Raw genomic sequence first — 24358 nt, forward strand, 5'->3', positions numbered from 1 at the left:
CCAAACACGCTCTGAGAGAACCCCGGGCGCGCCCGGAGCCGGCGCGAGCCCGCTATCGGACGTTCGGAGCAGGGTAGGGCCGCGGTTCGCGAGGGCTGCACGCAGCCCCGTCACGCAGGTGGACCTTCTTGTCGCGCAGCGTGTACACGCGGTCGGCCCGCGGCAGTACCGCCGGGTCGTGGGTGATGAGCAGCACCGCGCGCCCCGCCGCGGCGGCGAGCAGGTCGTCGAGGACGGCGTCGCGGGTGTCCGGGTCGAGGTGGGCGGTGGGCTCGTCGAGCACCAGCACCGCCGGGTCGACGAGCAGCGCGCGGGCCAGCGCGAGCCGCCGGCGCATCCCACCGGACAGCCGGGCGCCGTGTGCGCCGACCTCGTCGTCGAGCGCCAGCCCGGTGAGACCGACCCGGCGCAGGACGTCGTGCAGGACGGCGTCGTCGGCGTCGGGGGCGGCCAGGCGCAGGTTCTCCCGGACCGTCGAGTCGAACACGTGCGGGTCGGCCGGCACCCCGGAGACCACCGCGCGGACCTCCTCGGGTGCCCGCACCGCCAGGTCGTGCCCGTCGAGCCGGACGGTGCCCGCGCGCGGGTCGAGGAACCGGAACAGCACCGCGGCCAGCGTCGACTTGCCCGACCCGCTCGGGCCGACCAGCGCCACGACCTCCCCGCGCCCGACATCGAGGTCCACCCCCTGCAGGACGGTGCGGCCGCGACCGTCCGGTCCCGGTCCCGGCCAGGCCGCGGTGAGACCGCGGATCGCCAGGTCGCCGCGACGGGGCAGCGGTGGGGAGCCCGGTTCGCGGTGCGCGACGGCGGGGGCGGCGTCGAGCACCGGCACCAGCCGGGCCAGCCCGGCGCGGACCGCGGCGAGCCGGGCCGCGGCGGCGGGCAGCGGCGCGACGATCTCGAACGCGGCCAGCGCCGTCAGCACCAGCACGGCCAGCGGGACCGCGCCGAGGGCACCGGCGTCGACGGCGGCGACACCCAGCAGCAGCGTCCCGGCCAGGGTGAGCCCGGCGACCAGGGCACCGGAGCCCGCGCCGAGGCCGAGCAGCGCGGCGTCCCGGCGGGCGGTGCGGGTCAGCTCGGCATCGGCCCGGGCGACCGCGTCGACGGCGTGGCCGGTCGCGCCGTGGGCCAGCAGCTCGGGGCCGCCGTCGAGCAGGTCGACCAGGGCGGTCGCCAGCCGGTCCCGCGCGACGCCCGCGCGCTCGGCGGGCCGCCGCGACAGCGCCGCGGCGAGGGCGGGCACCGCGACCCCGGCGAGCAGCAGCCCGCCCGCGAGCAGCGCGCCGCCGGGGAGGTGGAGCGCGGTGGCGAGCAGCACCGCACCGGACCCGGCGACCGCGGCCGCGACGACCGGCAGCATCCCGCGCACGACCAGGTCCTGCACGGAGTCGGTGTCGCCGACCAGCCGGGCGACGAGCTCGCCGGACCGGAACCGGTGGACCGGCTCGGTGGCGGCGAGCCGGGCGTAGACGCGGCCGCGCATGTCCGACAGCGCGCGCAGGGCGGCGTCGTGCCCGACCAGCCGCTCGGCGTAGCGGGCCACCCCGCGTCCGACGCCGAGGGCACGGGTGAGCACGACGGCGACCGACAGCGCCGTCACCGACGGGTGCTGGGCGGCGGTGGCGAGCAGCCAGGCGGCCAGCGACAGCAGCCCGGCACCGCAGGCGGTGGCGAGCGCGCCGAGCAGCGCGCCGCCGACGACGCCGCGCAGCCGGGGCGCCAGCACGCTGCGGGCCAGCGACCAGGGGCTCATCGGGGACCCCCGGCCGGGGTGATCGTGGCGGGGGTGATCGTGGCGGGGGTGATCGTGACCGTGCGGTCGGTGTGCTCGGCCCAGCCCGCGTCGTGGGCGACGACGACCGCGGTGCGCCCGCGCAGCAGCTCGGTGGCCGCGGTGCGGACCGCGGCGGCGGAGTCGGGGTCGAGGTGCGCGGTCGGCTCGTCGAGCAGGACCAGCGGCGCGTCGCGCAGGAACGCCCTGGTCAGCGCGACCCGCTGGCGCTCTCCGGAGGACAGCTGCGTGCCGCCCTCACCGAGCACGGTGTCCCAGCCCCGGGGCAGCCGGGCGACGACGGTGTCGAGCCCGGCCCGGCGTGCGGCCGCGCGGACGGCGTCGTCGGTGACGTGGTCCCGTCCGGCGACGAGCCGGACGTTGGCGGCGACGGTGTCGGCGAACAGGTGCGGCTGCTGCGGGACCCAGGCCACCCCGCGCCGCCAGGCGTCGAGGTCCACCTCCGCGAGCTCGGCGCCGGTTCCGTCCCGGCCGTGCACGATCACGGTGCCGCCGGTCGGGACGACGGTGCCGAGCAGCACGCCGAGCAGGGTGGACTTCCCGGCCCCGGACGGGCCGCGCAGCAGCACCGTCTCACCGGGGGCGAGGGTCAGCGACAGCCCGGCGACGGCGTCGGTGTCCGCGCCGGGGTAGCGCACCCGCAGCCCGTCGACGGTCAGGCCGCGCCCGGCCGGGTCGGCGGGCGGCACCGGAGCGGTCCCGCCGGTGGCGCCGCCGACGGGGCGGTCGAGCTCGGCGAACACCTGCCGGGCGGCGGCGACCCCCTCCATGCTGGCGTGGAACCGGGCACCGACCTCGCGCAGCGGCAGGTACGCCTCCGGGGCCAGGACCAGCACGAACAGCGCGGTGGCGTAGTCGAGGTTCCCGTAGAGCAGCCGCAGTCCGACCTCGACGGCGACCAGGGCGACGGCGAGCGTCGCGAGGACCTCCAGCACGAACGCGGACAGGAACGCGACCCGCAGGGTGCCGGTCATGGCGTGCCGGTGGGCGTCGGTGGTCTCCCGGACCTTTCCCGCGACGACCTGCGCACGGCGGAACAGCGCGAGGGTCGGCAGCCCCTGCACGACGTCGAGGAAGTGCCCGCCGAGGCGCGACAGCAGCCGCCACTGGCGGTCGGTCCTGGCCCGGGTGTGCATCCCGACCAGGACCATGAACAGCGGGATCAGCGGCAGCGTCACCCCGATGACGACCGCGGAGATCCAGTCGGCGTCCGCGACGACGATCAGCACCGCGACCGGGACCAGGACGGCGAGCACCAGCTGGGGCAGGTAGCGGGCGAAGTAGTCGTCGAGGGCGTCGAGCCCGCGGGTGGCGAGGGTGACGACCTCGCCGGAGGACCGCCGCGGGTCCGGCGCGGCGAGCGCGAGCCGGCGCACGAGCTGCATCCGCAGCTGGGACTTGGCGCGGGCGGCGCTGCGCAGTGCCGCGGACTCCGCGCCGTAGGACAGCAGCGCCCGCGCCACCGCGACGACGGCGACGCCCCCGACCAGCCAGGCCAGGGTGTCGAGCCCGGCGCCCGGACCGGTGGGCGTGCCGTCGGTGGCGAACGACGGCGTCGCCCCGGCCACCACCCGCGACACGAGCCAGGCCTGGGCCAGGATCAGCCCGGTCGCGGCGACCCCGCAGCCCGCGGCGACGGCCAGGTGCACCCGGACCGCGCTCGCGGTGCGCAGCAGCCGCGGGTCGACGGGCGGGCCGCCCGCGGGCGGCGCCCCGGCGGTGCCCGACGGGACCGGCGGAGCCGACGGGGTGGACGGGCGCGACACGGTCGTCATCGTGGCGCCGGTACCGCGGTGCCACGAGGGCCGGAGGGCCCCTCCGGTGCGACCCGCGCCCCGCCGAGGCGCTTGCGGAACACCCAGTAGCTCCAGGACTGGTAGGCGAGGACCAGCGGCAGGAACACGGCCGCGACCCAGCTCATGACCGTGAGCGTGTAGGGCGCGGACGCGGCGTTCGCGACGGTCAGGGTGTGGGCGGGGTCGGTGGTCGAGGGCAGCAGCGACGGGTACAGCTGCCCGAACAGCACGACCGACAGCCCGCCGATCGACAGCGCGGTGGCGGTGAACGCCCATCCCTCGCGGCCGAGCAGCAGCGCCACCCCGGCCGCGGCGAGGGCCAGCCCGCTGACCCAGGCGACCGTGCCGGTCCAGGACGGCTCACGCAGCGCGAGCGTCGCGGCCAGGAAGGCGACGGTGACCAGCAGGACCGGGACCACCGCCCGCAGGGCGAACCGGCGTGCCCGGTACCGCACCGGCCCGTCGGTCTTGAGCGCCAGGAACACCGCGCCGTGCAGGAGGAACAGCGCAGTGGTGACGACGCCGCCGAGCAGGGCGTAGCCGTTCAGCAGGTCCGCGAGCGAGGCCGTGACCACGGTGTTCTGCCCACTGCCCGGGGCACTCAGCACGGTCGGCAGGCCGCGGACCAGGTTGGCGAGCACCACGCCCCACACGAAGGCCGGGACCAGCGACCCGAGACCGATCATGAGGTCCCAGCGGGCCTTCCAGGACGCGTCGGAGCGCTTGTGCCGGTACTCCAGCCCGACCCCGCGCACGATCAGGCCCAACAGGACGAGCAGCACCGGCAGGTAGAGGCCCGACAGCGTCGCGGCGTACCAGGCGGGGAAGGCGGCGAACATCGCGCCGACGGCGGCGATCAGCCACACCTCGTTGCCGTCCCACACCGGGCCGATCGCGCCGAGCGCCGCCTCGCGGTCGGCCTCCTCGTCGCGGCCCAGGACGCGGACCAGCATCCCGACGCCGAAGTCGAACCCCTCGAGCACCAGGTAGCCGGTCCACAGCACGGCCACGGCCAGGAACCAGATCGTGGGCAGGTCCATCGTCGTCCCTCCGCAGGTCAGTAGCTGAACGCCGCGGGGCGGCGCTCGTCGTCGGTGCCGACGGCGGCGCCGTCGTCGGGACGGCCGTCGGGGCCGTCGGGATCGTCGGTGTAGGGGAGTGCGGCGCCGGGACCGGCCTGCACGTAGCGGAACAGCAGCCGCACCTCGACGACGGCGAGCACCCCGTAGAGCGCGGTGAACGTGGCCAGGGAGAACGCGACCTGGCCCAGGCTCACCCCGGGGGAGACGCTCTGGGCGGTGAGCAGCTCGCCGTGCACCGTCCAGGGCTGGCGGCCCATCTCGGTCAGCACCCAGCCGGCGATGTTCCCGGCCAGCGCCGCGGGCAGGGCGGCGATCACGCCCCGGTAGGCCCACCGCCGGAGCCGCCGGCCGGAGCCGGTGCCCCGTCGCGGGTAAAGCCGGGCAGCCGTCCGCCGCGGGTGAGCCAGAGCCCGGCCGTCGCGACCGCGACCCCGGCCAGGCCGAGGCCCATCATCAGTCGGAACGCCCAGTAGAGGACGGCGATGTTGGGCCGGTAGTCCCCGGGGCCGTAGAGCGCCTCGTACTGTGCCTGCACGTTCTCGATGCCCTGCACCGGGCCCCACGGGCTCCCGGTGGCCAGGAAGCTCAGGACGCCGGGGATCTGCACGTTGATGTGGTTGCGGCTGCCCTGGACGTCGCCGACGGCGAACAGCGAGAACCCGGCCGACTCCTCGGTCTGCCACAGCGCCTCGGCCGAGGCGAGCTTCATCGGCTCGTAGGTGGCGGCCAGCTTGGCCTGGTGGTCACCGGAGGCGATGACCAGCACCCCGGCGACGAGGGTGACGAGGAACCCGGTGCGCAGGGTCTTGCGGAACAGCGTGTGCTCGCTCGGGTGCGGCGTCGCGTCACCGGGACGGCGCCAGCGCTCGCGCATCAGCTTCCAGGCGCTGACCGCGGCGACGAACAGGCCCGCGATCAGGAACGCCGCGGCGACGACGTGGGCGTAGGTCGACCAGGCCTGCGGGTTGGTCAGCACGGCGCCGATGTCGGTGAGCCGGGCCCGGCCGGTGGCGCGGTCGACCTCGTAGCCGACCGGGTTCCGCATCCAGGCGTTCGCCGCGAGGATGAAGTACGCCGAGAGGTTCGATCCGATCGCGGCGGCCCAGATGCAGGCCAGGTGCACGCCCCGGCGCAGCCGGTCCCACCCGAAGATCCACAGCCCGATGAAGGTGGACTCGAGGAAGAAGGCGATGAGCGCCTCCATCGCCAGCGGCGCGCCGAACACGTCGCCGACGAAGGTGGAGTAGGCGCTCCAGTTCATCCCGAACTGGAACTCCTGCACGATCCCGGTGACCACGCCCATCGCGAAGTTGATCAGGAACAGCTTCCCGAAGAACTTCGTCGCCCGCAGGTACTCCTCCCGGCCCGTGCGGAACCAGGCGGTCTGCAGCGACGCGACGATCACCGACAGCCCGATGGTCAGCGGCACGAACAGGAAGTGGTAGATCGTGGTGATCCCGAACTGCCAGCGAGCCAGGTCGAGCGCGTCCATCGGGACCTCCCGAGCGAAGTTCTACGTCCAGTAGTAGTTCTACCGGAAGTAGAAGATCAGTGGGGATCCGGGCCCGGTGGCGCTGGACACGCGGGCCGCCGCGGGTGCGCTCGCCCCCCAGGTCCGAGGGGCTCCGTCCGGCCCGGTCAGGCGACGGCGAGCGTGCGCCGCAGGAAGTCCACCTGTGCGGCCACCGACCGTTCGAACATCTCGCCGAGGTAGATGTCGAAGTGCCCGCACGGCAGCTCCAGCACCTCCGAGCCCGCCCCGGCCCGCGCGGCGACCGCACGCACCGACGCCGGCGGCGCGATCGAGTCCCGCGCCGCGACGACGACGAGGATCGGCGCCCGCAGCCGCCGCGCCGCCGTCACCGGGCGGTTGAGCGGGATCCGCAGCGCGCCCCGGGCCCGCATGGTGTTGCGGAACCCGGGTCCGGCGATCGAGGAGTAGCCGCTCTCGGCGTCGTGCGAGGTGATCGCCGCGGTCGACCCGGGCGGCCCGAACACCGCGATCCGGTGCGGCGAGCGCCCGAGCAGCCCGGCGGCGGCGTCGCGCAGGCCGTGCCCGGTGAGGCGGGCCAGCTGCCCGGGCCCGGCGTAGCGCAGGATCTCCAGCAGCGCGGCGGCCCCGTCCATCGCGGCGCCCTGGGAGATCACCGCGGCGACCTGGCCGTCGCGGGCGGCGACCGGGACCACGTGCCCGCCGGAGTACGAGCTGCCCCACAGCACGATCCGCTCCGGGTCGACGCCGGGCAGCGTGCGGGCGTACGCGATCGCGGCGTGGTAGTCGGCGCGGTGGCGGCCGTGGTGGACGTCCTGGTCGAGCTGCGGGTCGCCGGTGCCGTCGGAGGCGCCGAACCCGCGGTAGTCGAACACCAGCACCGCGCAGCCCGCGGCGGCGAAACGCTGCGCGAAGGGCAGCAGCCCGGAGTCGCGGGTGGCACCGAACCCGTGCGCCATGACGACGCAGGGCCGGCCGCGGTCGTTCGTGAGCGCGTCGCCGGACGCCGTGAGGAGCCAGGCCGCGCAGCGCAGCCCGCCGCTCGGGAACGACGTCTCGGCGGGGGTGACGGTCATCGTCGGCTCCTGCGGTGCACGGGCGGATCGAGTCGGTCCGGGCCGCTCGCGGCAGCACGCGGAGTCTCGGGGCCGGGTCATCGTGCCGCACCCCGGTGCCCGGCCGCTCGGTCAGGCCCCGGTCGGGCCGAACTGCTCGATCCGGATCGCGTGGTCGGGGACGCCGGCGGCGGCGAGCAGGTCGGCCGCGGCGGCGGAGAAGGCCGGCGAGCCGCACACGAACGCGGTCTCCCCGCCGCGGACCAGCGGGGCGAGGTCGGCGAGGGTGAGCCGGCCCGCCGGGCGGGTCGCGCCGGGAGGGGCGGTCCGGGTGAACACCGCGGTGACCGGCGGACCGGTGAGCTCCTCGCCGTAGAACAGATCGTCGGGGGTGCGGACCGAGACCAGCATCCGCACCAGGTCGGGACGGCCGACGGCGCGGGCGTGGCGCAGCATCGCGGCCAGCGGGACCTGCCCGGACCCGCCGCCGACCAGCAGCGCGGGGGAGACGCCGTCCCAGGCGAACCAGCCCCCGACCGGGCCGCGGACCTCCAACACGTCCCCGACGACGGCGACGTCGTGCAGGAACCCCGACACCTCGCCGTCGTCGAGACGTTCGACGGTCAGGGCGATCTCCGGCCGCCCGTCGGGCGCGGAGGCGACCGAGTACGAGCGCTGCGCGGTGTAGCCGTCCTCGGCGGTCAGGCGCAGCACGTAGTACTGGCCGGGCAGGTGGGTGGCCGGTTCCTCCAGCCCGAGCCGGAAGGTCTTCACCCCCGGGGCCTCGTCGTGCACCGACAGCACGGTCGCGGCCTGCCAGCGCAGGGTGCGGCGTGGGGTCGTGTCCACCGTCAGTCCCCCTGGAACCGCTGCTCGGACCACGGGTCGCCGCGGTCGTGGTAGCCGTTGCGCTCCCAGAAGCCCGGCTCGTCCTCGGCGAGCAGGCGCAGCCCGGCGACCCACTTCGCGCTCTTCCAGAAGTAGAGGTGCGGCACCAGCAGCCGCGCCGGGCCGCCGTGCTCGCGGGTCAGCGGCGCGCCCTGCGCCTCGAACGCCAGCCACGCCCGGCCGCCGGTCAGGTCCGACAGCGGCATGTTCGTGGTGTAGCCCGAGTGCGAGTGCGCGACGGCGAACCGCGCCTCCGGCAGCGGTCCCGCCGCCTCCAGCAGCGTGTCGACCGCGACCCCGCTCCAGTGCATCCCGAACTTCGACCAGGTCGTGACGCAGTGGATGTCGCCGTCCCACCGCTCGCGGGGCAGGGCGCGGATCTCGTCCCAGGTCCACTCGACCGGGCGCTGCACGAGACCGTCGATGCGGAAGGTCCAGCGGGCGGTGTCCAGCACGGGGGCGCGTTCGGCGGTCAGCACCGGCCACTGGTCGCCGGCGTCGTACTGGCCGGGCGGCAGCCGTCGGTCACGCGGTCTGCGCCCGACGAATCCTCGGGTCACGCGGGGCATGCCGACCACAATGCACCCCTGCCCCCGGTTGTTCCCGCCCCGGCCCGTCACACCGGCACCCGGCCGCCAGGGGCTACCGGTGGGGACTACCGGCGGGGAACGGCCGGGTGTACGCCGCGACGCCCCCGGACGGCCCCGTTGCGCCAGTCGGGTGCATCACAGGCCGTGCGCGCCTCGCCACAGCGCATGCCCCTGGCGCCACCGGCTCACTAGACTCCGCTGCACTTCGGTGGTGTCGACGACGGCGCCATCCGGCGGGCAACGAGGCCGCCCCGCGGGCCGGTGAGGAGAACAGAGCGGATGACGGACAGTGACCGCAGCGCGGTCGGCCGCGCAGCCGGTCCGGAGGGCTCTTCCGTGGATGCTCCGGTGGAGCCGGAGGAGCTGGTCCTCGCGGGCGCCTTCGACCCGGTCACCCGCGACCAGTGGCTCGCCGCCGTGGACGCGGTGGTGCGCAAGTCGGGCCGGATCGGCGAGGACGCCGAGCTCGGGGCCGGGGTCGAGACCCTGACCCGCACCTCACCCGACGGGATCCGGGTCGCGCCGCTCTACGCCGAGGAGGACACCACCGACCTGCCGCCCACCGGCGTGCCGGGGTCGTGGCCGTTCACCCGCGGCGCCCGCACCGACGGCCACGTCCCCGACGGCTGGGACATCCGCCAGCGCCACGCGGGCACCGACCCGGCCGCCGTCCGGGAGGCCGTGCTGGCCGACCTGGAGTGCGGCGTCACCTCGGTGTGGCTGCGGGTGGGCGAGGGCGGCGTCGCCGTCGCCGACCTGGCGCGCGCCCTCGACGGCGTGCACCTGGACCTGGCCGGGGTCGCCCTCGACGCCGGGACCGAGCAGGTCGCCGCCGCGCACGCCTACCTGGACCTGGCCGCCCGCAACGGCGTCGAGGACGCCGAGCTGCTCGGCTCGCTGGGCGTCGACCCGATCGGGCTGCGCGCCCGCGCTGGCTCCGGTCCGGACGTCGAGTCCGTCGTCGAGGTCGCCCGTCGCGTGCACGGCACCTTCGACAAGGTCACCGCGATCACCGTCGACGCGACGGTGGTCCGCGAGGCCGGCGGCTCCGACGCCCAGGAGCTGGGGTGGTCCCTGGCCGCGGGGGTCGCCTACCTGCGCGCCCTGGACGCCGCGGGGATCGGGGTGGCCGACGCGGCCCGGCTGATCGAGTTCCGCTACGCCGCCACTCCCGAGCAGTTCCCGACGATCGCGACCCTGCGGGCGGGCCGGCGGCTGTGGGCCCGGGTGCTGGAGGCCTCCGGCGTCACCGACGTGCCGCAGACCCAGCACGCCACCGTCCCCGACGCGCTGTTCACCCGGCGCGACCCGTGGGTGAACATGCTGCGCGGCACCGTCGCCGGTTCGCCGCGGGCGTCGGCGGGGCCGAGGCGGTCACCGTGCCGCCGTTCGACGCCGCCTCGGCGTCGCCGAGCCGTTCTCCCGCCGCATCGCCCGCAACACCCAGAACCTGCTGGTCGAGGAGTCGCACCTGGCGCGGGTCATCGACCCGGCGGGCGGGTCCTGGTACGTCGAGCACCTCACCGAGGACCTCGCGCGGGTGGCCTGGGAGTTCTTCGTCGAGATCGAGGCCGCGGGTGGCGCGGTCGCCGCGCTCGACTCCGGCCTGGTCGCGGAGAAGGTGGGCGAGGTCCGCGCCCGCCGCGAGGCCGACGTCGCGAAGCGGAAGGCCCCGCTCACCGGCGTCTCGGAGTTCCCCGACCTGAACGAGAAGCCGGTACGACGCACCCCGCTGCCGCCGGCCGTCGAGCGCGGGGGGCTGCCGCTCTACCGCCCCGCCGAGGCCTACGAGGCCCACCGGGACCGCTCCGACGCGCTGCTGGCCGAGACGGGCTCGCGTCCCACCGCCTTCCTCGCGACCCTCGGCCCGCTGGCGGTCTACACCGCCCGTGCCGGGTTCACCCGCAACCTGCTGGCCGCGGGCGGTGTCGACACCGTCGACGCCGGCCCGACCGAGACCGCCGCCGACGTCGTCGAGGCGTTCGGGAAGAGCGGCTCGCCGGTCGCGGTGCTCTGCTCCTCGGACACGCTCTACGACGAGCGGGCCGCCGAGACCGCCGCCGCGCTGCGCGAGGCCGGGGCCACCCACATCCTGCTCGCGGGGAAGCCGAGGGAGCCGGTGCCCGGCGTCGACGGCCACCTGTTCGCCGGCTGCGACGCCCTCGCCGTCCTGGACGACGTGTACACCCACCTGGAGGGCTCGAAGTGAGCATTCCCGACTTCACCACCGTGCCGCTCCTGGGCGGCGACACGGGCCACACGGGCGACACCGCCGCCGCGACCACCTGGAACGGCTCCGCCGAGGTCTGGGAGGCCCCGGAGGGGATCGGCGTCAAGCCGCTCTACACCGCCGACGACCTCGCCGGCGTCGACTTCCTGCACACCTACCCGGGCATCACCCGTACCTGCGCGGGCCGTACCCGACGATGTACACCAACCAGCCGTGGACGGTGCGCCAGTACGCCGGGTTCTCCACCGCCGCGGAGTCCAACGCGTTCTACCGGCGCAACCTCGCCGCCGGGCAGAAGGGCCTGTCGATCGCGTTCGACCTCGCCACCCACCGCGGCTACGACTCCGACCACCCCCGCGTCGCGGGCGACGTCGGCATGGCCGGTGTCGCGATCGACTCGATCCTCGACATGCGCCAGCTCTTCGACGGCATCCCGCTGGACAAGATGTCGGTGTCGATGACGATGAACGGCGCCGTCCTCCCGGTGCTGGCGCTCTACATCGTCGCCGCCGAGGAACAGGGCGTGAGCCCGGAGAAGCTGACCGGAACCATTCAGAACGACATTCTGAAAGAGTTCATGGTCCGCAACACCTACATCTACCCGCCGCAGCCGTCGATGCAGATCATCTCCGACATCTTCGGTTTCACCAGCCGGAAGATGCCGAAGTTCAACTCGATCTCCATCTCCGGTACCACATCCAGGAGGCGGGTGCGACCAACGACCTGGAGCTCGCCTACACCCTGGCCGACGGCGTGGAGTACCTGCGGGCCGGTGTCGACGCCGGGCTGGACATCGACAAGTTCGCCCCGCGGCTGAGCTTCTTCTGGGCGATCGGCATGAACTTCTTCATGGAGGTCGCCAAGATGCGGGCCGCGCGCCTGCTCTGGTCGAAGCTCGTGAACCGGTTCGAGCCGCAGAACGCCAAGTCGCTGTCGCTGCGGACGCACTCCCAGACCTCCGGCTGGTCGCTGACCGCGCAGGACGTCTACAACAACGTCGTCCGCACCTGCGTCGAGGCGATGGCCGCGACCCAGGGCCACACCCAGTCGCTGCACACCAACGCCCTCGACGAGGCCCTCGCGCTGCCGACGGACTTCTCTGCGCGGATCGCCCGCAACACCCAGCTGCTGCTGCAGCAGGAGTCGGGTACCACGAACGTCGTCGACCCGTGGGGCGGCTCGTACTACGTCGAGAAGCTCACCTACGACCTCGCCAAGCGGGCGTGGGCGCACATCGACGAGGTCGAGAAGGCCGGCGGCATGGCCCAGGCCATCGACGCCGGCATCCCGAAGATGCGTGTCGAGGAGGCCGCGGCCCGCACCCAGGCCCGCATCGACTCCGGCCGCCAGCCGGTGATCGGCGTCAACAAGTACGTCGTCGAGGCCGACGAGCAGATCGACGTGCTCAAGGTCGACAACAAGAACGTGCGACGCGAGCAGCTCGAGAAGCTGCAGCGGCTGCGCGCCGAGCGCGACGACCGCGCCGTCGACGAGGCGCTGCGGGCGCTGACCGGCGCCGCGGAGAAGATCGCCGAGGGCTCGTCGCGCTCCGACGACGAGAACCTGCTCCAGCTGGCCGTGAACGCGGCCCGCGACCAGGCCACGGTCGGGGAGATCTCCGACGCACTCGAGAAGGTCTTCGGGCGTCACGCCGGTCAGATCCGCATCATCTCCGGTGTGTACTCCGCCGAGGCCGGGCAGAACCCGGCGATCGACCGCGCCCGCGAGCTCGTCTCCGAGTTCGCCCGCCACGAGGGCCGCCAGCCCCGCATCCTGGTCGCGAAGATGGGCCAGGACGGCCACGACCGCGGCCAGAAGGTCATCTCCACCGCGTTCGCCGACATCGGCTTCGACGTCGACGTCGGGCCGCTGTTCCAGACCCCGGCCGAGGTCGCGAAGCAGGCCGCCGAGTCCGACGTGCACGTGATCGGCGCCAGCTCGCTGGCCGCAGGACACCTCACGCTGGTCCCGGAGCTGCGCCGTGAGCTCGCCGAGCTGGGGCGCGACGACATCATGGTCGTCGTCGGCGGGGTCATCCCGCCCGCGGACGTACCGGAGCTGCTCGACATGGGAGCCGCCGCGGTGTTCCCGCCCGGCACGGTCATCGCCGAGGCCGCCGTCGACCTGCTCGGCAAGCTGTCCGCCGCGCTCGGTCACGACGACCCGGACACGTCCGCACCGGCCGGCAGCGTCTACGCCGACTGAGCCCGCCGGCACGGTGCCGCCGTCACGGTGTCCCCGGGCTCGTGCCGCTGTCACCGTGCCGCTGTCACCGTGCCGCTGTCACCGTGCCGCTGTCACCGTGCCGCTGTCACCGTGCCGCCGTCCTCGCGCCCGGTGTGCCCACCCGCGCACCGGGCGCGGTGCCGACCCGCAAGGAGAGTCCCGCCGATGGCCCCTCGCGTCCCCGACCCCGCGGAGCTCGCCCGCGGGGTCCTGGCCGGCGCCCGCACCCTGCTCGCCCGGGCGATCACCCTGGTCGAGTCCAGCAGGCCCGACCACCAGCGGGCCGCCCAGGAACTGCTCCTGGAGCTCACCCCGAAGGCCGGGCACGCGGTGCGGGTCGGCATCTCCGGGGTGCCCGGTGTCGGGAAGTCGACGTTCATCGAGGCGATGGGGTCCAAGCTCACCGCGCAGGGCCACCGGGTGGCGGTGCTCGCCGTCGACCCGTCGTCCACCCGGACCCGCGGCTCCATCCTGGGGGACAAGACCCGGATGCCGCGCCTGGCCGTCGACCCGGACGCGTTCGTGCGGCCCTCGCCCTCGGCCGGCACGCTCGGCGGGGTCGCCCGCCGCACCCGGGAGACGATGGTGGTCATGGAGGCCGCCGGGTTCGACGTCGTGCTCGTCGAGACCGTCGGGGTCGGCCAGTCCGAGACCGCCGTCGCCGGGATGGTCGACACCTTCCTGTTCCTCACCATCGCCCGCACCGGCGACGCGCTGCAGGGGATCAAGAAGGGCATCCTGGAGCTCGCCGACGTCGTCGCGGTGAACAAGGCCGACGGCCCGCACGAGCGCGACGCCCGCGCCGCGGCCCGTGAGCTCGCCGGCGCGCTGCACATGATGACCCCCACCTCGGCGCACTGGCGCACCCCGGTGCTGTCCTGCTCGGCGCAGACCGGCAAGGGTCTGGACGCGGTGTGGGAGAAGGTCACCGCGCACCGCGAGGCCCTCGAGTCCGCCGGTGAGCTCGCGACCCGGCGCGCCGACCAGCAGGTCGAGTGGATGTGGCAGATGGTGCGCGACCGGCTGATGGACCGGGTGCTGCACGACCCGGCGACGGCCGAGCGGCTCCCGAAGCTCACCGCCGAGGTCCGCGAGGGCGGGCTCACCCCCACCCTCGCCGCCCAGCAGATCCTCGACGTCCTGGGCTGAACCACCCGTTTCGGTCCCTGCCCGCACCGGGGCGGGTCACTAGCGTCGGCGACCGTGAACGAGCGGATCATCCCCGGGATGCTGGCGATCGGGCTCGGGTCGGCGCTGGTGCTGGCCGTGCTCGTCCCCGTCGTCGCGGTGACCTACCGTCGCCGCGGCCGGTTCGGGCCCGGGGAGCTGGCCGTGCTCGTCGCCGTCCCGGTGTACGGCCTGGCGATCCTCGGCTACACCCTGCTCCCGCTGCCCCAGGTCGATGCGGCGTTCTGCGCCGGGCGCACCGCGGCGGACTCGCTGCAGACCCGGCCGTTCGCCTTCGTCGGCGACATCGCCCGGATCGCCACCCGCCAGGACGCGACCGGCGCGCGGGCCTGGCTCGCGAACGCCGCCGTCCAGCAGGTCGTGCTCAACGTGGTGCTGTTCGCGCCGCTGGGCTGGCTGCTGCGCGGGGTGTTCCGCCGCTCGCTGCCGGTCACCGTCGCCGCCGGGTTCGCGGTCTCGCTGCTCGTCGAGGCCACCCAGTACACCGGCAACTGGTTCCTGTTCCCGTGCGCCTACCGGCTCGCCGACGTCGACGACCTCATCGCCAACACCGCGGGCGCCCTGCTCGGCGGGCTCGCCGCGATGCTGCTGCGGCCCCGCTCGTGGGACGAGACGGGCGACCCGGACCTCCCGGCGCCGGTCACCGGCGGGCGCCGCCTGCTCGGCGCCGTGTGCGACCTGATGGCGGTGTGGGCGACCGGGGCGCTGTTCGGGGCGTTGCTGCTCGGTGGGGTCACCGTCGTCGCCGGGCTGCGGGCGCCGTTCCCGGACTGGTACGACACCGCCAACGCCGTCGTCGGCTTCTGGGTGCCGTTGCTGGCGTTCCTGGTCGTGCCGCTGTTCGGCCGGGGCGGGACGGTCGGCCAGCGTGCGGTGCGGCTGCGCCCGGCGCTGCCCGACGGCAGGGTCCCCGGCCGCGGACTCCGCCTTGCCCGGGCACTGCTCGGCACCGGCGGGTTCCTGCTGCTGTCGGGTCCGTCCGGGGGGCTCGGCCTCCTCGGGCTGGTGTGGGGGCTCGTCGGCCTGGTCGGGCTCTGGCGCAGCACCGGCCACCGCGGGGTGGCCGGACGCCTCACCGGGCTCGCGATGATCGACGCCAGGGAGCCCGCCCGCACCACCCCGGACGACCGTCGCGTGGTGCGGGACGGGTCTGCGGGCTGACCGCTCAGGACCGGGCGTCGGCCAGCTTCTCCGCCAGCGCCGCCCGCAGGATCGCCTGCTCCGCGGCGAGCATCGTGAACGTGCACCCCAGCGCCCGGAAGCGCCGCACGTGCGCGGGGGAGTCGCAGTAGATGCCCACCGGCACCCCGGCCCGCGCACACACCGCGGTGATCCCGGAGACCAGCTCGGCGTGGCGGTCGGACCCCGGGCCGCCGTCGTCCTGGGCGGCGACCGGGAGCCCGTGCGCCAGCGCCAGGTCCGACGGCCCGACGAACACCGCCGCCACCCCGTCGACGGCCACGATGTCGGCCAGGTTCGCCACCGCCGCGACCGTCTCCACCATCACCACCGTGCGGGGCGGGGCGAACACGTCGCGGCCCTGCCACGACGGGCGGACCGGGCCGAAGCTACGCACCCCGTCCGGCGGGTAGCGGCACGCCGCGACCGCCGCCGCGGCCTGCTCGCCGGTGTCGACGAGCGGGACGATCACGCCGTCGGCGCCCCGGTCCAGGGCCCGCCCGATGCCCTCCGCGCCGTGACCGGGGACCCGCACCAGCGCCGGCGTCCCGGTCGCGGAGAGGGCCTGCAGCATGCCGAGGACGGTGTCGTCGCCGATCAGGCCGTGCTGGGTGTCGACGCAGACCAGGTCGAACCCGACGGAGCCGGCGATCTCGGCGACGGCGGGGGAGGGCAGCTGCAGCCAGCCACCGACCGCGTCGTCGGTGAACAGGGGATCAGTCGTCATGCGACGACCGTGCCGCCCGACCCGTCCGACGCGCCAGTCGAGATCGTCGTCTCGTTGTGCGCCGGGCCCCCGTCGGCTGGGATGGTCAGGTGAGCCTCACCTTCCCCGGCCGAGCCGTGCGCCGAGCCGTGCGCCGTGCCGGGCGCCCCGTCCTGCCCCGTGCGGTGGCCGCCGCGGTGTGCCTGTTCCTGCTCGCCGGCTGCGGCGCCGGGGCGACCCGGACACCCGCGCCGGCGGGCACGGACGGTGCGGCCCCCACCGCGCTGCCCGCCGGGCAGGGCTCGCCCGAGCCCGACGGCGTCTTCCCGCGCACCGTCACCCACGAGACGGGCACCACGACGATCCCGGCCGAGCCCCGGCGGGTCGTGGTCATCTCCACCGGGCAGCTCGACGGGCTGCTGTCCCTCGGCGTCGTGCCCGTCGGGTCCACCCGGGCCGAGGCGGCCACGATGGTCCCGGAGTACCTCACCACGGCGTTCCCGCGGCACCGGGCCGCGCTGGCGGCGATGGCCGACCTGGGCCTGCGCACCGACCCGGCGATCGAGGCGGTCGCCGCGGCGCGCCCGGACCTGATCCTGGCCAACGTGGCCGGGGCGCAGGAGGTCGCCTCCCGGCTGTCCGCGATCGCGCCGACCGTGATGACCCGGGGCAACGGCGTGAACTGGAAGACCGACCTGCTGCTGATCGGGCACGCGCTGGGCCGGGCCGGCGCCGCGCAGGCACTCGTCGACGACCTCGCCGGGCGGGCCCGCGCCGTCGGCGAGCAGGCCGGGCCGGTCGAGGTGTCCCTGCTGCGCATCCAGCCCACCCGGGTCCGGGTCTTCGGCATCGGTTCGTTCCCCGGCTCGCTGCTCGCCGACGCCGGGATCACCCGGCCGCCGAGCCAGCGCTTCCCCGCGACCTCGGAGGACCTGTCCGCCGAGGAACTCGGCCGCGCCGACGCCGGATGGATCTTCTACGGCGTCCAGGGCGCCGCACCGGACGCCCCGCCGCCTGCCCTGCTGACCGAGGGGATCGGGGCCTCGCTCGGTGCCGTGCGGGACCGGCACACCACCGCCGTCGACGACGACACCTGGTTCCTCAACGCGGGCCCGCAGGCCGCGCGCGTGGTGCTCGACGACCTGGCCGCCGCACTTGGGACGGGGTGAGCCCGGCCGGCCGCCGCCGGCGGGGTGCGATCATCACCCCATGTCGTCGCCGTCCGCGCAGCCGGTGTCCCTGCCCGCCCGGCCGGTGGTCGGGGTCCTGCACCCCGGCGCGATGGGCGCCGCACTCGGGTCGGCCCTCAAGGCCCGGTCCGGCGCGGTGATCTGGGCCGACGCCGGCCGCTCGCACGCCACCGCCAAGCGCGCCGAGCTGGCCGACCTGCAGGCGGTGCCGACGGTCGCCGACCTCGCCGCCCGGGCCGACGTGATCGTGGCGATCTGCCCGCCGCACGCCGCACGCGAGGTGGCGGGCCTGGTGGGCGCCGGGCTGACCGGGCGCACCGACCGGCCGCTCTACGTCGAGGCCAACGCCGTGTCCCCGGACACCGTCCGTGGTGTCGCGACGCTCCTGGGCGACCGGGCGACCGTCTGCGACGGCGCCGTCATCGGACCGCCGGCGTGGACGGCGGGCACCACGACGCTGTGGCTGTCCGGGCCGGGGGCCGACGCCGCCGCCACCCTGTTCGAGCCCGGCCCGTTCGACGCCCGGGTGCTCGGGACCGCCGGGACCGACCTGGGCACCGCGAGCGGGCTCAAGGCCTGCTTCGCGCTGCAGAGCAAGGCCGCACCGATGCTGTGGGTGGCGCTGGAGGAGGCCGCGGCGGCGTTCGGCGTCACCCACGCCCTGCACGCCGAGCTGGACCGGGCCGGGGTCGACCACGCCGCCGCGCTGGCCCACGCCCGCGAGCGCATGGCGGGCAGGGCGTGGCGCTGGGCGGGGGAGATGGACGAGGCGGCCGACGCGTTCGCCGCCGTCGGGCTGCCCGACGGCTTCTCCCGCGCCGCCGCGGAGCTCTACCGGCGCGCGGCCGGGGCCGGGCAGGACGGCTGAGCCGGGCCCGGCACCGCCTCGGCGGCACCGGACCCGGCCGATCTCACGCCGCGACGCTGCCGTGCGGGTCGATCACGAACTTGCGAGCCACGCCGCCGTCGAACTCCTGGTAGCCGCGCGGGGCGTCGTCCAGCGAGATCGTGGTCGCGTTGACCGCCTTCGCGATCTGCGCCCGGTCGGACAGGATCGCCTGCATCAGCTGCCGGTTGTACTTCTTCACCGGGCACTGACCGGTGGTGAGGCTGTGCGACTTCGCCCAGCCCAGCCCGATCCGCACGCCCAGGGTGCCCTCCTTGGCCTTGTCGTCGGCGGCACCGGGGTCGCCGGTGACGTAGAGCCCCGGGATGCCGAGCGCGCCGCCGACCCGGGTCACCTCCATCACCGAGTTCAGCACGGTCGCGGGCGCCTCCCCGGCGTCGCGGCCGTGTCCGCGGGCCTCGAAGCCGACGGCGTCGACCTCGGGCTCGCCGAGCAGCTGCTCGAGCTGCTCGGCCAGGGTGCCGTCGGCGGACAGGTCGACGGTCTCGCAGCCGAAGCTGCGGGCCTGGGCGAGCCGCTCGGGGATCATGTCCCCGCCGACGACCGCGGCCGCCCCCAGCAGCTGTGCGGCGTGCGCCGCGGCCAGCCCGACCGGCCCGGCGCCGGCCACGTAGACCGTCGACCCGGTGGTCACTCCCGCGGTCACCGCGCCGTGGTAGCCGGTCGGGAAGATGTCCGAGAGCATCGTCAGGTCCAGGATCTTCTCCAGCGCCTGGTCGCGGTCGGGGAAGCGCAGCAGGTTGAAGTCGGCGAAGGGCACCATCACGTACTCGGCCTGGCCGCCGATCCAGCCGCCCATGTCGACGTAGCCGTAGGCGGCGCCGGGACGGGCCGGGTTGACGTTCAGGCAGACACCGGTCTTGCCCTCGTTGCACATCCGGCACCGCCCGCAGGCGATGTTGAACGGCACCGAACAGATGTCGCCGACCTTCGCGAACAGCACGTCGTCGCCGACCTCGACGATCTCGCCGGTGATCTCGTGGCCGAGGGACTGCCCGACCGGTGCGGTCGTGCGGCCGCGGACCATGTGCTGGTCGGAGCCGCAGATGTTGGTGGTGACGATCTTCAGGATCGCCGCGTGCGGGGCCTTGCGCGCGATGCCGAGGCCGTCGACGACGTCGGACGGCAGCTCCAGCTTCGGGTAGTCGATCGACTCGACGGCGACCTGGCCGGGCCCCTTGTACACGACGACGCGGTTGTCGGGCATGACGTGCTCCTCGTTGCGCGGGGGTGCGGGCCGCGATCACGACCGCACGGTGGCTCCGTGGACCGAGGGATCCCCTGCGCCCCATCGGGGCCGGCCACGTCGCCGGTCCCGACCCTCCCAGCTCGTGGCCGGGTGCGCACCTGACGATGGGTGCAGGTCCGAAGGGGGTAGCGCCGCCCGGCGCCGGGCGACGGCGCGGGTGATACTGCGCGGATGGCCGTTGACGATCTTCTCGAGCCGCCGGTCCCGGTGCTCCCCGCGCCGTACCACACCCCCGAGCGCGAGGCGCTGCAGAAGCAGGCCCGCGAGTTCGCCGCGAGCCGGGTGCTGCCCGTCGCCGACGAGCTGGACCCGCGCAAGGGCGAGATCCCCCGCGACCTGCTCGACGAGATGGGCGAGCTGGGCTACTTCGGCATCACCGTCGACCGCGAGCACGGCGGTCTCGGCCTCGGTGCGTTCGAGTACTGCATGGTGGCCGAGGAGCTGGCCAGGGCCTGGATGAGCGTCGGGTCGATCATCGCCCGCGCGCAGGGCGCCGGGACCGCCGTCGCCGACCCGCGGCGCCGCGCGGAGCTGCTGCGCCGGTCGGCCCGCGGACAGTGGATCGGCGCGATCGCGCTGTCCGAGCCCGACGCCGGGTCCGACCTGGCCGCGGTGGAGACCCGCGCGGTCCGCGACGGCGACGAGTTCGTGATCACCGGGCACAAGCGCTGGACCGGCAACGCCAAGGCCGCCGACTTCATCCAGGTGCTGGTGCGCACCGACGACCCGGCGCCGGGGGAGAAGCGCTCCGCGGGCCTCGCGACCGTCGTCGTGGAGAAGGAGCGCGACACCTTCCCCGCCGGGATCACCGGCCGGCCCATCGACAAGATCGGCTACCACGGCTTCGTCACCTGGGACCTGGAGTTCGACGGTGTGCGGGTGCCGGTCGGCAACCAGCTCGGCGCCGGCGGCGAGGGCTTCGCCGACGCCCAGGCCTGGCTCAACATCGCCAGGGTGCACACCGCGGCGCGCGCGGTCGGGCTGGCCAGGGCCGCCGTCGAGGACTGCGTGCGCTACCTGCAGCGCCGCCACCAGTTCGAGCACCCGATCGGCGACTTCCAGGCCGTCCGGTTCACCCTCGCCACGATGGCCGCCCGGGTCGAGCAGGCCCGCGCCTTCTATCAGAACGTGGCGCACCGGCTCGACCTCGGCGAGCCCTGCGAGCGGGAGGCGGCGATGGTCAAGTTGCTGGCCACCGAGATGGCCGCCGAGGTCACCGCGGACGGCGTCCAGCTGCACGGCGGCAACGGCTACACCACCGAGCACCAGGTGGAACGGCACTGGCGTGACGCCCGGCTGACCACGATCTTCGAGGGCACGAGCGAGATCCAACGCAAGATCATCTCCGACCGGCTGCTCCCGCGCAGCCCGCTCGGCTGACGGCGACGCCGGGGGCGTCAGCGGAAGGCGGCCCGCACCGCGCCGAGGGCGTCGGACTCGTCGAGCCCGAGGCGCCGGACGAGCTCGGCGAGCTCGGTGGCCTTGCGCTCCAGCTCGGCGCGCCCGCCGGTGGCCCGCTCGGTGAGCACGGCCCCGCGGCCGCGGCGCAGGTCGACCAGTCCCTCGTCGCGCAGCTGCTGGTAGCCGCGCAGCACGGTGTGCAGGTTGATCCCGAGCGCGCCCGCGACCTCACGGGCGGGTGGCAGCCGGTCCCCGGCGGCGGCCCGCCCGTCGGCGACCGCCCGGCGGACCGAGGCCGCGACCTGGTCCCCGAGCGGCACCGGCGACGACGGGTCGACCCGGATCAGCACGACGGTGCGGCGCCGGCCGCGCCCTGCCCGGCGCGCCGGTCCAGCTCGGCGTTGACCAGCCCGGCCGCGGTGGCGGCGTCGGGCACGGTGACGACGAACCTGCGGTCGTCGGTGAGGTCGAGCACCAGCGCCTCCCCGGCCCGTCGGGCGCGGTAGCCGAGCACCGACGGCGTCCGGCGCAGGACGCCGTACTCGTTCCAGCGGAAGTGCTCCGGGTCGAGCTGCTCCGACCGCGCGCCGCGGACCTCGGCCAGCGGTGCCTCGGCCAGCGGGCGGCCGAGCAGGGCCTGGCGGACGTGCACCCCGCCGTCGTCGACCCGGACCCGGGCGACGGCGGTCAGTGCGGTCGTGACGACGGCCGCGGCGATCAGCACGACGACGAGCGGGGCGGCCCCGCCCGCGAGCAGCAGCGCCACCCCGGCCAGGAACGGCACGCCCGCGAGGACCAGGGTCGGACGGGAGAGCACGGAGCGCGCCCACAGGTAGCGCTCACCGGGCGCGAGCGGGGTGCGCACCGCGCCGGCCGGGGCGCCCCCGGTCGCCGACGGGTGCGGGGCGTCCGGACCGGCGAGCACGTGCCCCAGTCCGTAGGCGACCACGGCCCCGGCGAGCACGGCGACGGTCCAGGCCCAACCGGGGACCTGCGGGGCCAGCCGGGAGGCCGGCACCCACCACACGATGACGGCGAACGCCCAGGACGTGCCGACGGCGCGGCGCTCGACATCGGGCCGCCCGGAACGCAGCCGCAGCAGCGGCAGCCCGAGCGCGAGCAGCCCGATGACGACCACCGGGACGGCGAACCGGCCGTCCGGCCGGGTCGCCACCAGGGCGGCGAGCCCGGCCAGGGGCAGTGCCACCGCGGGGGCGGCGGCCAGCAGCCGGCGCCGGCTCGTACGGCCGGCGGGTGTGGTGGATGTGGTCATGACGTCCTCCGTCCTCGAACGAACTGAACTTGTTCGCAATGTACTAGAACAATGCTGCCTGCGCACCCCTCGGGGGATGTCGGGTACACCGGGCAGGCGTGCCGGCGGTGGTCGGCACGCGTCCGCGCCGCTCACCGGATCGGGTGAACTGCCGCACGCGTGACCTGCACGGACGGGGTCGCGTCACACGGACGTGACATGGGCGATACGGTGCGGTAGCCGTCCCGCGCCACCCTGTGGCTCCCGGTCGCGCATCGTGACGACGAGCGCAGCGTGGGGCGAAACGGACGACCGCGGCGCCCCCGGGCCGTCGGGGTCGCGACGCGCGGAGGGTGGATGGCACGGTCGGAGATCGGACGCACCGGGGCCCGGTTCGGGACGCCCCCGTCCCGGCACGCCCCCGACCCGGAGTACCCGCACGGCAGACCACCCGAGCCGACACCCGAGTCGACACCGGAGCCGGATTCGGGGTCGGATTCGGGGTCGGATTCGGCGCCGACCGTCGTCGGGGAGGAGCCCGAGCCGGAGAGCCTGGTCGGGGTGACCGGGGCCCGGTTCGGCGGGCACTCGGCGAAGCGGACCCGGCTGAGCCGCCGCGAACGCGCGGCCCGGCGGGCCGCTGCCCGGGCCGGGGCCGACGTCGGTGCGACGGCGACACCCGCTGACGGAGCACGCGGCGCCCGGGACGGCGCCGCGGCCGGCGCACCCGGCGGTACCGCCGCGGAGATCCCCGACGGTGCCGGCCTCGCCGACACCGCCCCGCTGCCGATGGTCGCGGGCCGGCCGGACGGCCCCGCCACCGCGGGTCCGGGCCACCCGTCGGGTGCTGCCGCCGGCACGGACGGCGGCTCGGACAGCGGCGCGGCCGGCGGTGCGGCCGGCGCGTCGCCGCAGGTCCCGGCGTTCGCCCCGGTCCGGCCCTACGTCATGACCGGTGGCCGTACCCGGGTCCGCGCCGAGCTGCGGCTGGAGACGCTGGTCTCGGTGCGGCCCGCCCCCGGCCCCGCCCCGCGGGCCGAGTCGGTCGAGCGCGCCACGGTGCTGCGGCTCTGCGCCCGGCCCCGGTCGGTGTCGGAGGTCGCGGCGCTGGCCGCGGTGCCACTGGGTGTCGCCCGCGTGCTCCTCGACGACCTCGCCTCCGAGGGGCGACTGGTGGTGCACGGCGTGTCCTCGGCGGAGGACGGGCCGAGCGTCGCGCTGATGGACCGGGTCCTGGCGGGGCTGCGCAGGCTGTAGGCCCCCACGGGCACGACAGCGCTGCCCCCGGCCCGCGGGCGCCCTGCGAGGACCGCCCGCCGGGGCCAGGATGGGGACATGACCGATCCGCGTCCCGTCCGCATCGGGCTGCAGCTGCAGCCCCAGCACGCCGACTACGCCGACATCCGCCGCACCGTCGCCGCCGCGGAGGAGGCCGGCGTCGACATCGTCTTCAACTGGGACCACTTCTTCCCGCTCTACGGCGAACCCGACGGCAAGCACTTCGAGTGCTGGACCATGCTCGGCGCCTGGGCCGAGGCGACCTCCCGGGTGGAGATCGGCGCCCTGGTGACCTGCAACAGCTACCGCAACCCCGAGCTGCTCGCCGACATGGCCCGCACCGTCGACCACATCTCCGGCGGCCGGCTCATCCTGGGCATCGGGTCCGGCTGGTTCCAGCGCGACTACGACGAGTACGGCTACGAGTTCGGCACGGCGGGCGGCCGGCTGAACGACCTGGCCGCCGCCCTGCCCCGGATCCGCGACCGGTGGTCGAAGCTCAACCCGGCCCCCACCCGCGACATCCCGATCCTCATCGGAGGCGGCGGCGAGAAGAAGACACTGCGCTACACCGCCGAGCACGCCGGCATCTGGCACGGCTTCGGCGACGTCGACACCCTCGTCCGCAAGTCCGCCGTGCTCGACGGACACTGCCGCGACATCGGCCGCGACCCGGCCGAGATCGAGCGCTCGGTGGGCGTCGAGGGCTCCCCGGAGGACTCCGCAGCCGCCCTGTACGACGCCGGCGCGCGGCTGTTCACCGTCGGCGAGGACGGCCAGGGCGGCTACGACCTGGCCCGGCTGAAGGACTGGATCGCCTGGCGCGACGAGCGCAACGCCGCCTGACGGGC

Annotated in this window: 20 protein-coding genes and 2 pseudogenes; 10 read left to right on the top strand and 12 right to left on the bottom strand. The window is 75.4% G+C overall.

What is annotated here, in order from left to right; all coding sequences use genetic code 11:
* Nucleotides 1–52 precede the first annotated feature (52 nt).
* The 8 genes from cydC to KPL57_RS18360 all read right to left on the bottom strand — a co-directional run bounded on the left by cydC (nucleotide 53) and on the right by KPL57_RS18360 (nucleotide 8680).
* Nucleotides 53–1759 carry a thiol reductant ABC exporter subunit CydC gene (cydC, locus tag KPL57_RS18330; RefSeq protein WP_226352527.1) on the bottom strand — a complete coding sequence of 569 codons (1707 nt, stop codon included), beginning with the start codon at nucleotides 1757–1759 and terminating at the stop codon, nucleotides 53–55.
* Nucleotides 1756–3573, bottom strand: coding sequence for a thiol reductant ABC exporter subunit CydD (cydD, locus tag KPL57_RS18335; RefSeq protein WP_226352528.1), 1818 nt, complete (start codon nucleotides 3571–3573; stop codon nucleotides 1756–1758). Before cydD ends, cydC begins: the two co-directional genes overlap by 4 nt.
* Nucleotides 3570–4634 (bottom strand): cytochrome d ubiquinol oxidase subunit II, encoded by a 1065-nt coding sequence (cydB, locus tag KPL57_RS18340; RefSeq protein ID WP_226352529.1) that lies wholly within the window; start codon nucleotides 4632–4634, stop codon nucleotides 3570–3572. The genes cydD and cydB overlap by 4 nt, the downstream gene beginning before the upstream one ends.
* A 17-nt stretch (nucleotides 4635–4651) precedes the next feature.
* Nucleotides 4652–4993 carry a cytochrome ubiquinol oxidase subunit I gene (locus KPL57_RS66795; protein WP_308252924.1) on the bottom strand — a complete coding sequence of 114 codons (342 nt, stop codon included), beginning with the start codon at nucleotides 4991–4993 and terminating at the stop codon, nucleotides 4652–4654.
* On the bottom strand, nucleotides 4990–6168 hold the full coding sequence (locus KPL57_RS18345) for a cytochrome ubiquinol oxidase subunit I (RefSeq protein WP_264198277.1): 1179 nt from the start codon (nucleotides 6166–6168) through the stop codon (nucleotides 4990–4992). Before KPL57_RS18345 ends, KPL57_RS66795 begins: the two co-directional genes overlap by 4 nt.
* Before the next feature lie 146 nt (nucleotides 6169–6314).
* Nucleotides 6315–7244 carry an alpha/beta hydrolase gene (locus KPL57_RS18350; RefSeq protein ID WP_226352530.1) on the bottom strand — a complete coding sequence of 310 codons (930 nt, stop codon included), beginning with the start codon at nucleotides 7242–7244 and terminating at the stop codon, nucleotides 6315–6317.
* A 111-nt stretch (nucleotides 7245–7355) separates the two neighbouring features.
* Nucleotides 7356–8072, bottom strand: a complete 717-nt coding sequence (locus tag KPL57_RS18355; RefSeq protein WP_020623838.1) for an FAD-binding oxidoreductase — start codon at nucleotides 8070–8072, stop codon at nucleotides 7356–7358.
* 2 nt (nucleotides 8073–8074) lie between these two features.
* A complete protein-coding gene (locus tag KPL57_RS18360; protein WP_043278273.1) occupies nucleotides 8075–8680 on the bottom strand; it encodes a sulfite oxidase-like oxidoreductase in 606 nt (201 codons plus the stop codon).
* 300 nt (nucleotides 8681–8980) lie between these two features.
* On the opposite strand from KPL57_RS18360, the pseudogene KPL57_RS69880 reads away from it, so the two are divergent.
* The 5 genes and pseudogenes from KPL57_RS69880 to KPL57_RS18380 form a co-directional block, all read left to right on the top strand.
* Nucleotides 8981–9982 (top strand): annotated as a pseudogene (locus KPL57_RS69880) (methylmalonyl-CoA mutase family protein); the annotation flags it as partial.
* A 172-nt stretch (nucleotides 9983–10154) separates the two neighbouring features.
* Complete coding sequence (locus KPL57_RS69885) at nucleotides 10155–10910, top strand: methylmalonyl-CoA mutase family protein (RefSeq protein ID WP_308252926.1); 756 nt, start codon at nucleotides 10155–10157, stop codon at nucleotides 10908–10910.
* Nucleotides 10907–13136 (top strand): annotated as a pseudogene (scpA, locus tag KPL57_RS18370) (methylmalonyl-CoA mutase). Before KPL57_RS69885 ends, scpA begins: the two are co-directional and overlap by 4 nt.
* A 186-nt stretch (nucleotides 13137–13322) precedes the next feature.
* Complete coding sequence (gene meaB, locus KPL57_RS18375) at nucleotides 13323–14306, top strand: methylmalonyl Co-A mutase-associated GTPase MeaB (protein WP_226352531.1); 984 nt, start codon at nucleotides 13323–13325, stop codon at nucleotides 14304–14306.
* A 54-nt stretch (nucleotides 14307–14360) separates the two neighbouring features.
* Nucleotides 14361–15506 (top strand): VanZ family protein, encoded by a 1146-nt coding sequence (locus KPL57_RS18380; RefSeq protein ID WP_226352532.1) that lies wholly within the window; start codon nucleotides 14361–14363, stop codon nucleotides 15504–15506.
* Between the two features lie 4 nt (nucleotides 15507–15510).
* On the opposite strand, the gene KPL57_RS18385 is transcribed toward KPL57_RS18380, so the two are convergent.
* Nucleotides 15511–16251, bottom strand: coding sequence for an HpcH/HpaI aldolase/citrate lyase family protein (locus tag KPL57_RS18385; protein ID WP_020623636.1), 741 nt, complete (start codon nucleotides 16249–16251; stop codon nucleotides 15511–15513).
* 89 nt (nucleotides 16252–16340) lie between these two features.
* Between KPL57_RS18385 and KPL57_RS18390 the strand changes: the two genes are divergently transcribed.
* A complete protein-coding gene (locus tag KPL57_RS18390; RefSeq protein WP_226352533.1) occupies nucleotides 16341–17399 on the top strand; it encodes an iron-siderophore ABC transporter substrate-binding protein in 1059 nt (352 codons plus the stop codon).
* A 40-nt stretch (nucleotides 17400–17439) separates the two neighbouring features.
* Entirely contained in the window at nucleotides 17440–18288 is an 849-nt protein-coding gene (locus KPL57_RS18395) for an NAD(P)-dependent oxidoreductase (RefSeq protein ID WP_226352534.1), read from the top strand.
* Nucleotides 18289–18331: 43 nt separating this feature from the next.
* Here the strand turns inward: KPL57_RS18395 and fdhA are convergent, their stop codons facing one another.
* Nucleotides 18332–19534 (bottom strand): formaldehyde dehydrogenase, glutathione-independent, encoded by a 1203-nt coding sequence (fdhA, locus tag KPL57_RS18400; RefSeq protein ID WP_226352535.1) that lies wholly within the window; start codon nucleotides 19532–19534, stop codon nucleotides 18332–18334.
* A gap of 213 nt (nucleotides 19535–19747) precedes the next feature.
* On the opposite strand from fdhA, the gene KPL57_RS18405 reads away from it, so the two are divergent.
* The gene (locus KPL57_RS18405) at nucleotides 19748–20956 is read left to right on the top strand and encodes an acyl-CoA dehydrogenase family protein (protein ID WP_075333413.1); all 1209 of its coding nucleotides are present in this window, start codon (nucleotides 19748–19750) and stop codon (nucleotides 20954–20956) included.
* 17 nt (nucleotides 20957–20973) lie between these two features.
* Here KPL57_RS18405 and KPL57_RS18410 read toward each other — a convergent pair whose 3' ends face one another.
* Entirely contained in the window at nucleotides 20974–21327 is a 354-nt protein-coding gene (locus KPL57_RS18410; protein WP_226352536.1) for a GntR family transcriptional regulator, read from the bottom strand.
* Nucleotides 21321–22250 carry a hypothetical protein gene (locus KPL57_RS18415; RefSeq protein WP_226352537.1) on the bottom strand — a complete coding sequence of 310 codons (930 nt, stop codon included), beginning with the start codon at nucleotides 22248–22250 and terminating at the stop codon, nucleotides 21321–21323. Before KPL57_RS18415 ends, KPL57_RS18410 begins: the two co-directional genes overlap by 7 nt.
* A 336-nt stretch (nucleotides 22251–22586) precedes the next feature.
* Here KPL57_RS18415 and KPL57_RS18420 point away from each other — a divergent pair, with 336 nt between their 5' ends.
* The gene (locus tag KPL57_RS18420) at nucleotides 22587–23486 is read left to right on the top strand and encodes a DUF742 domain-containing protein (protein ID WP_226352538.1); all 900 of its coding nucleotides are present in this window, start codon (nucleotides 22587–22589) and stop codon (nucleotides 23484–23486) included.
* A 78-nt stretch (nucleotides 23487–23564) separates the two neighbouring features.
* The gene (locus KPL57_RS18425; RefSeq protein WP_020622114.1) at nucleotides 23565–24353 is read left to right on the top strand and encodes an LLM class F420-dependent oxidoreductase; all 789 of its coding nucleotides are present in this window, start codon (nucleotides 23565–23567) and stop codon (nucleotides 24351–24353) included.
* Nucleotides 24354–24358: the final 5 nt, after the last annotated feature.

It is taken from the genome of Pseudonocardia sp. ICBG601 (genome assembly GCF_020496245.1).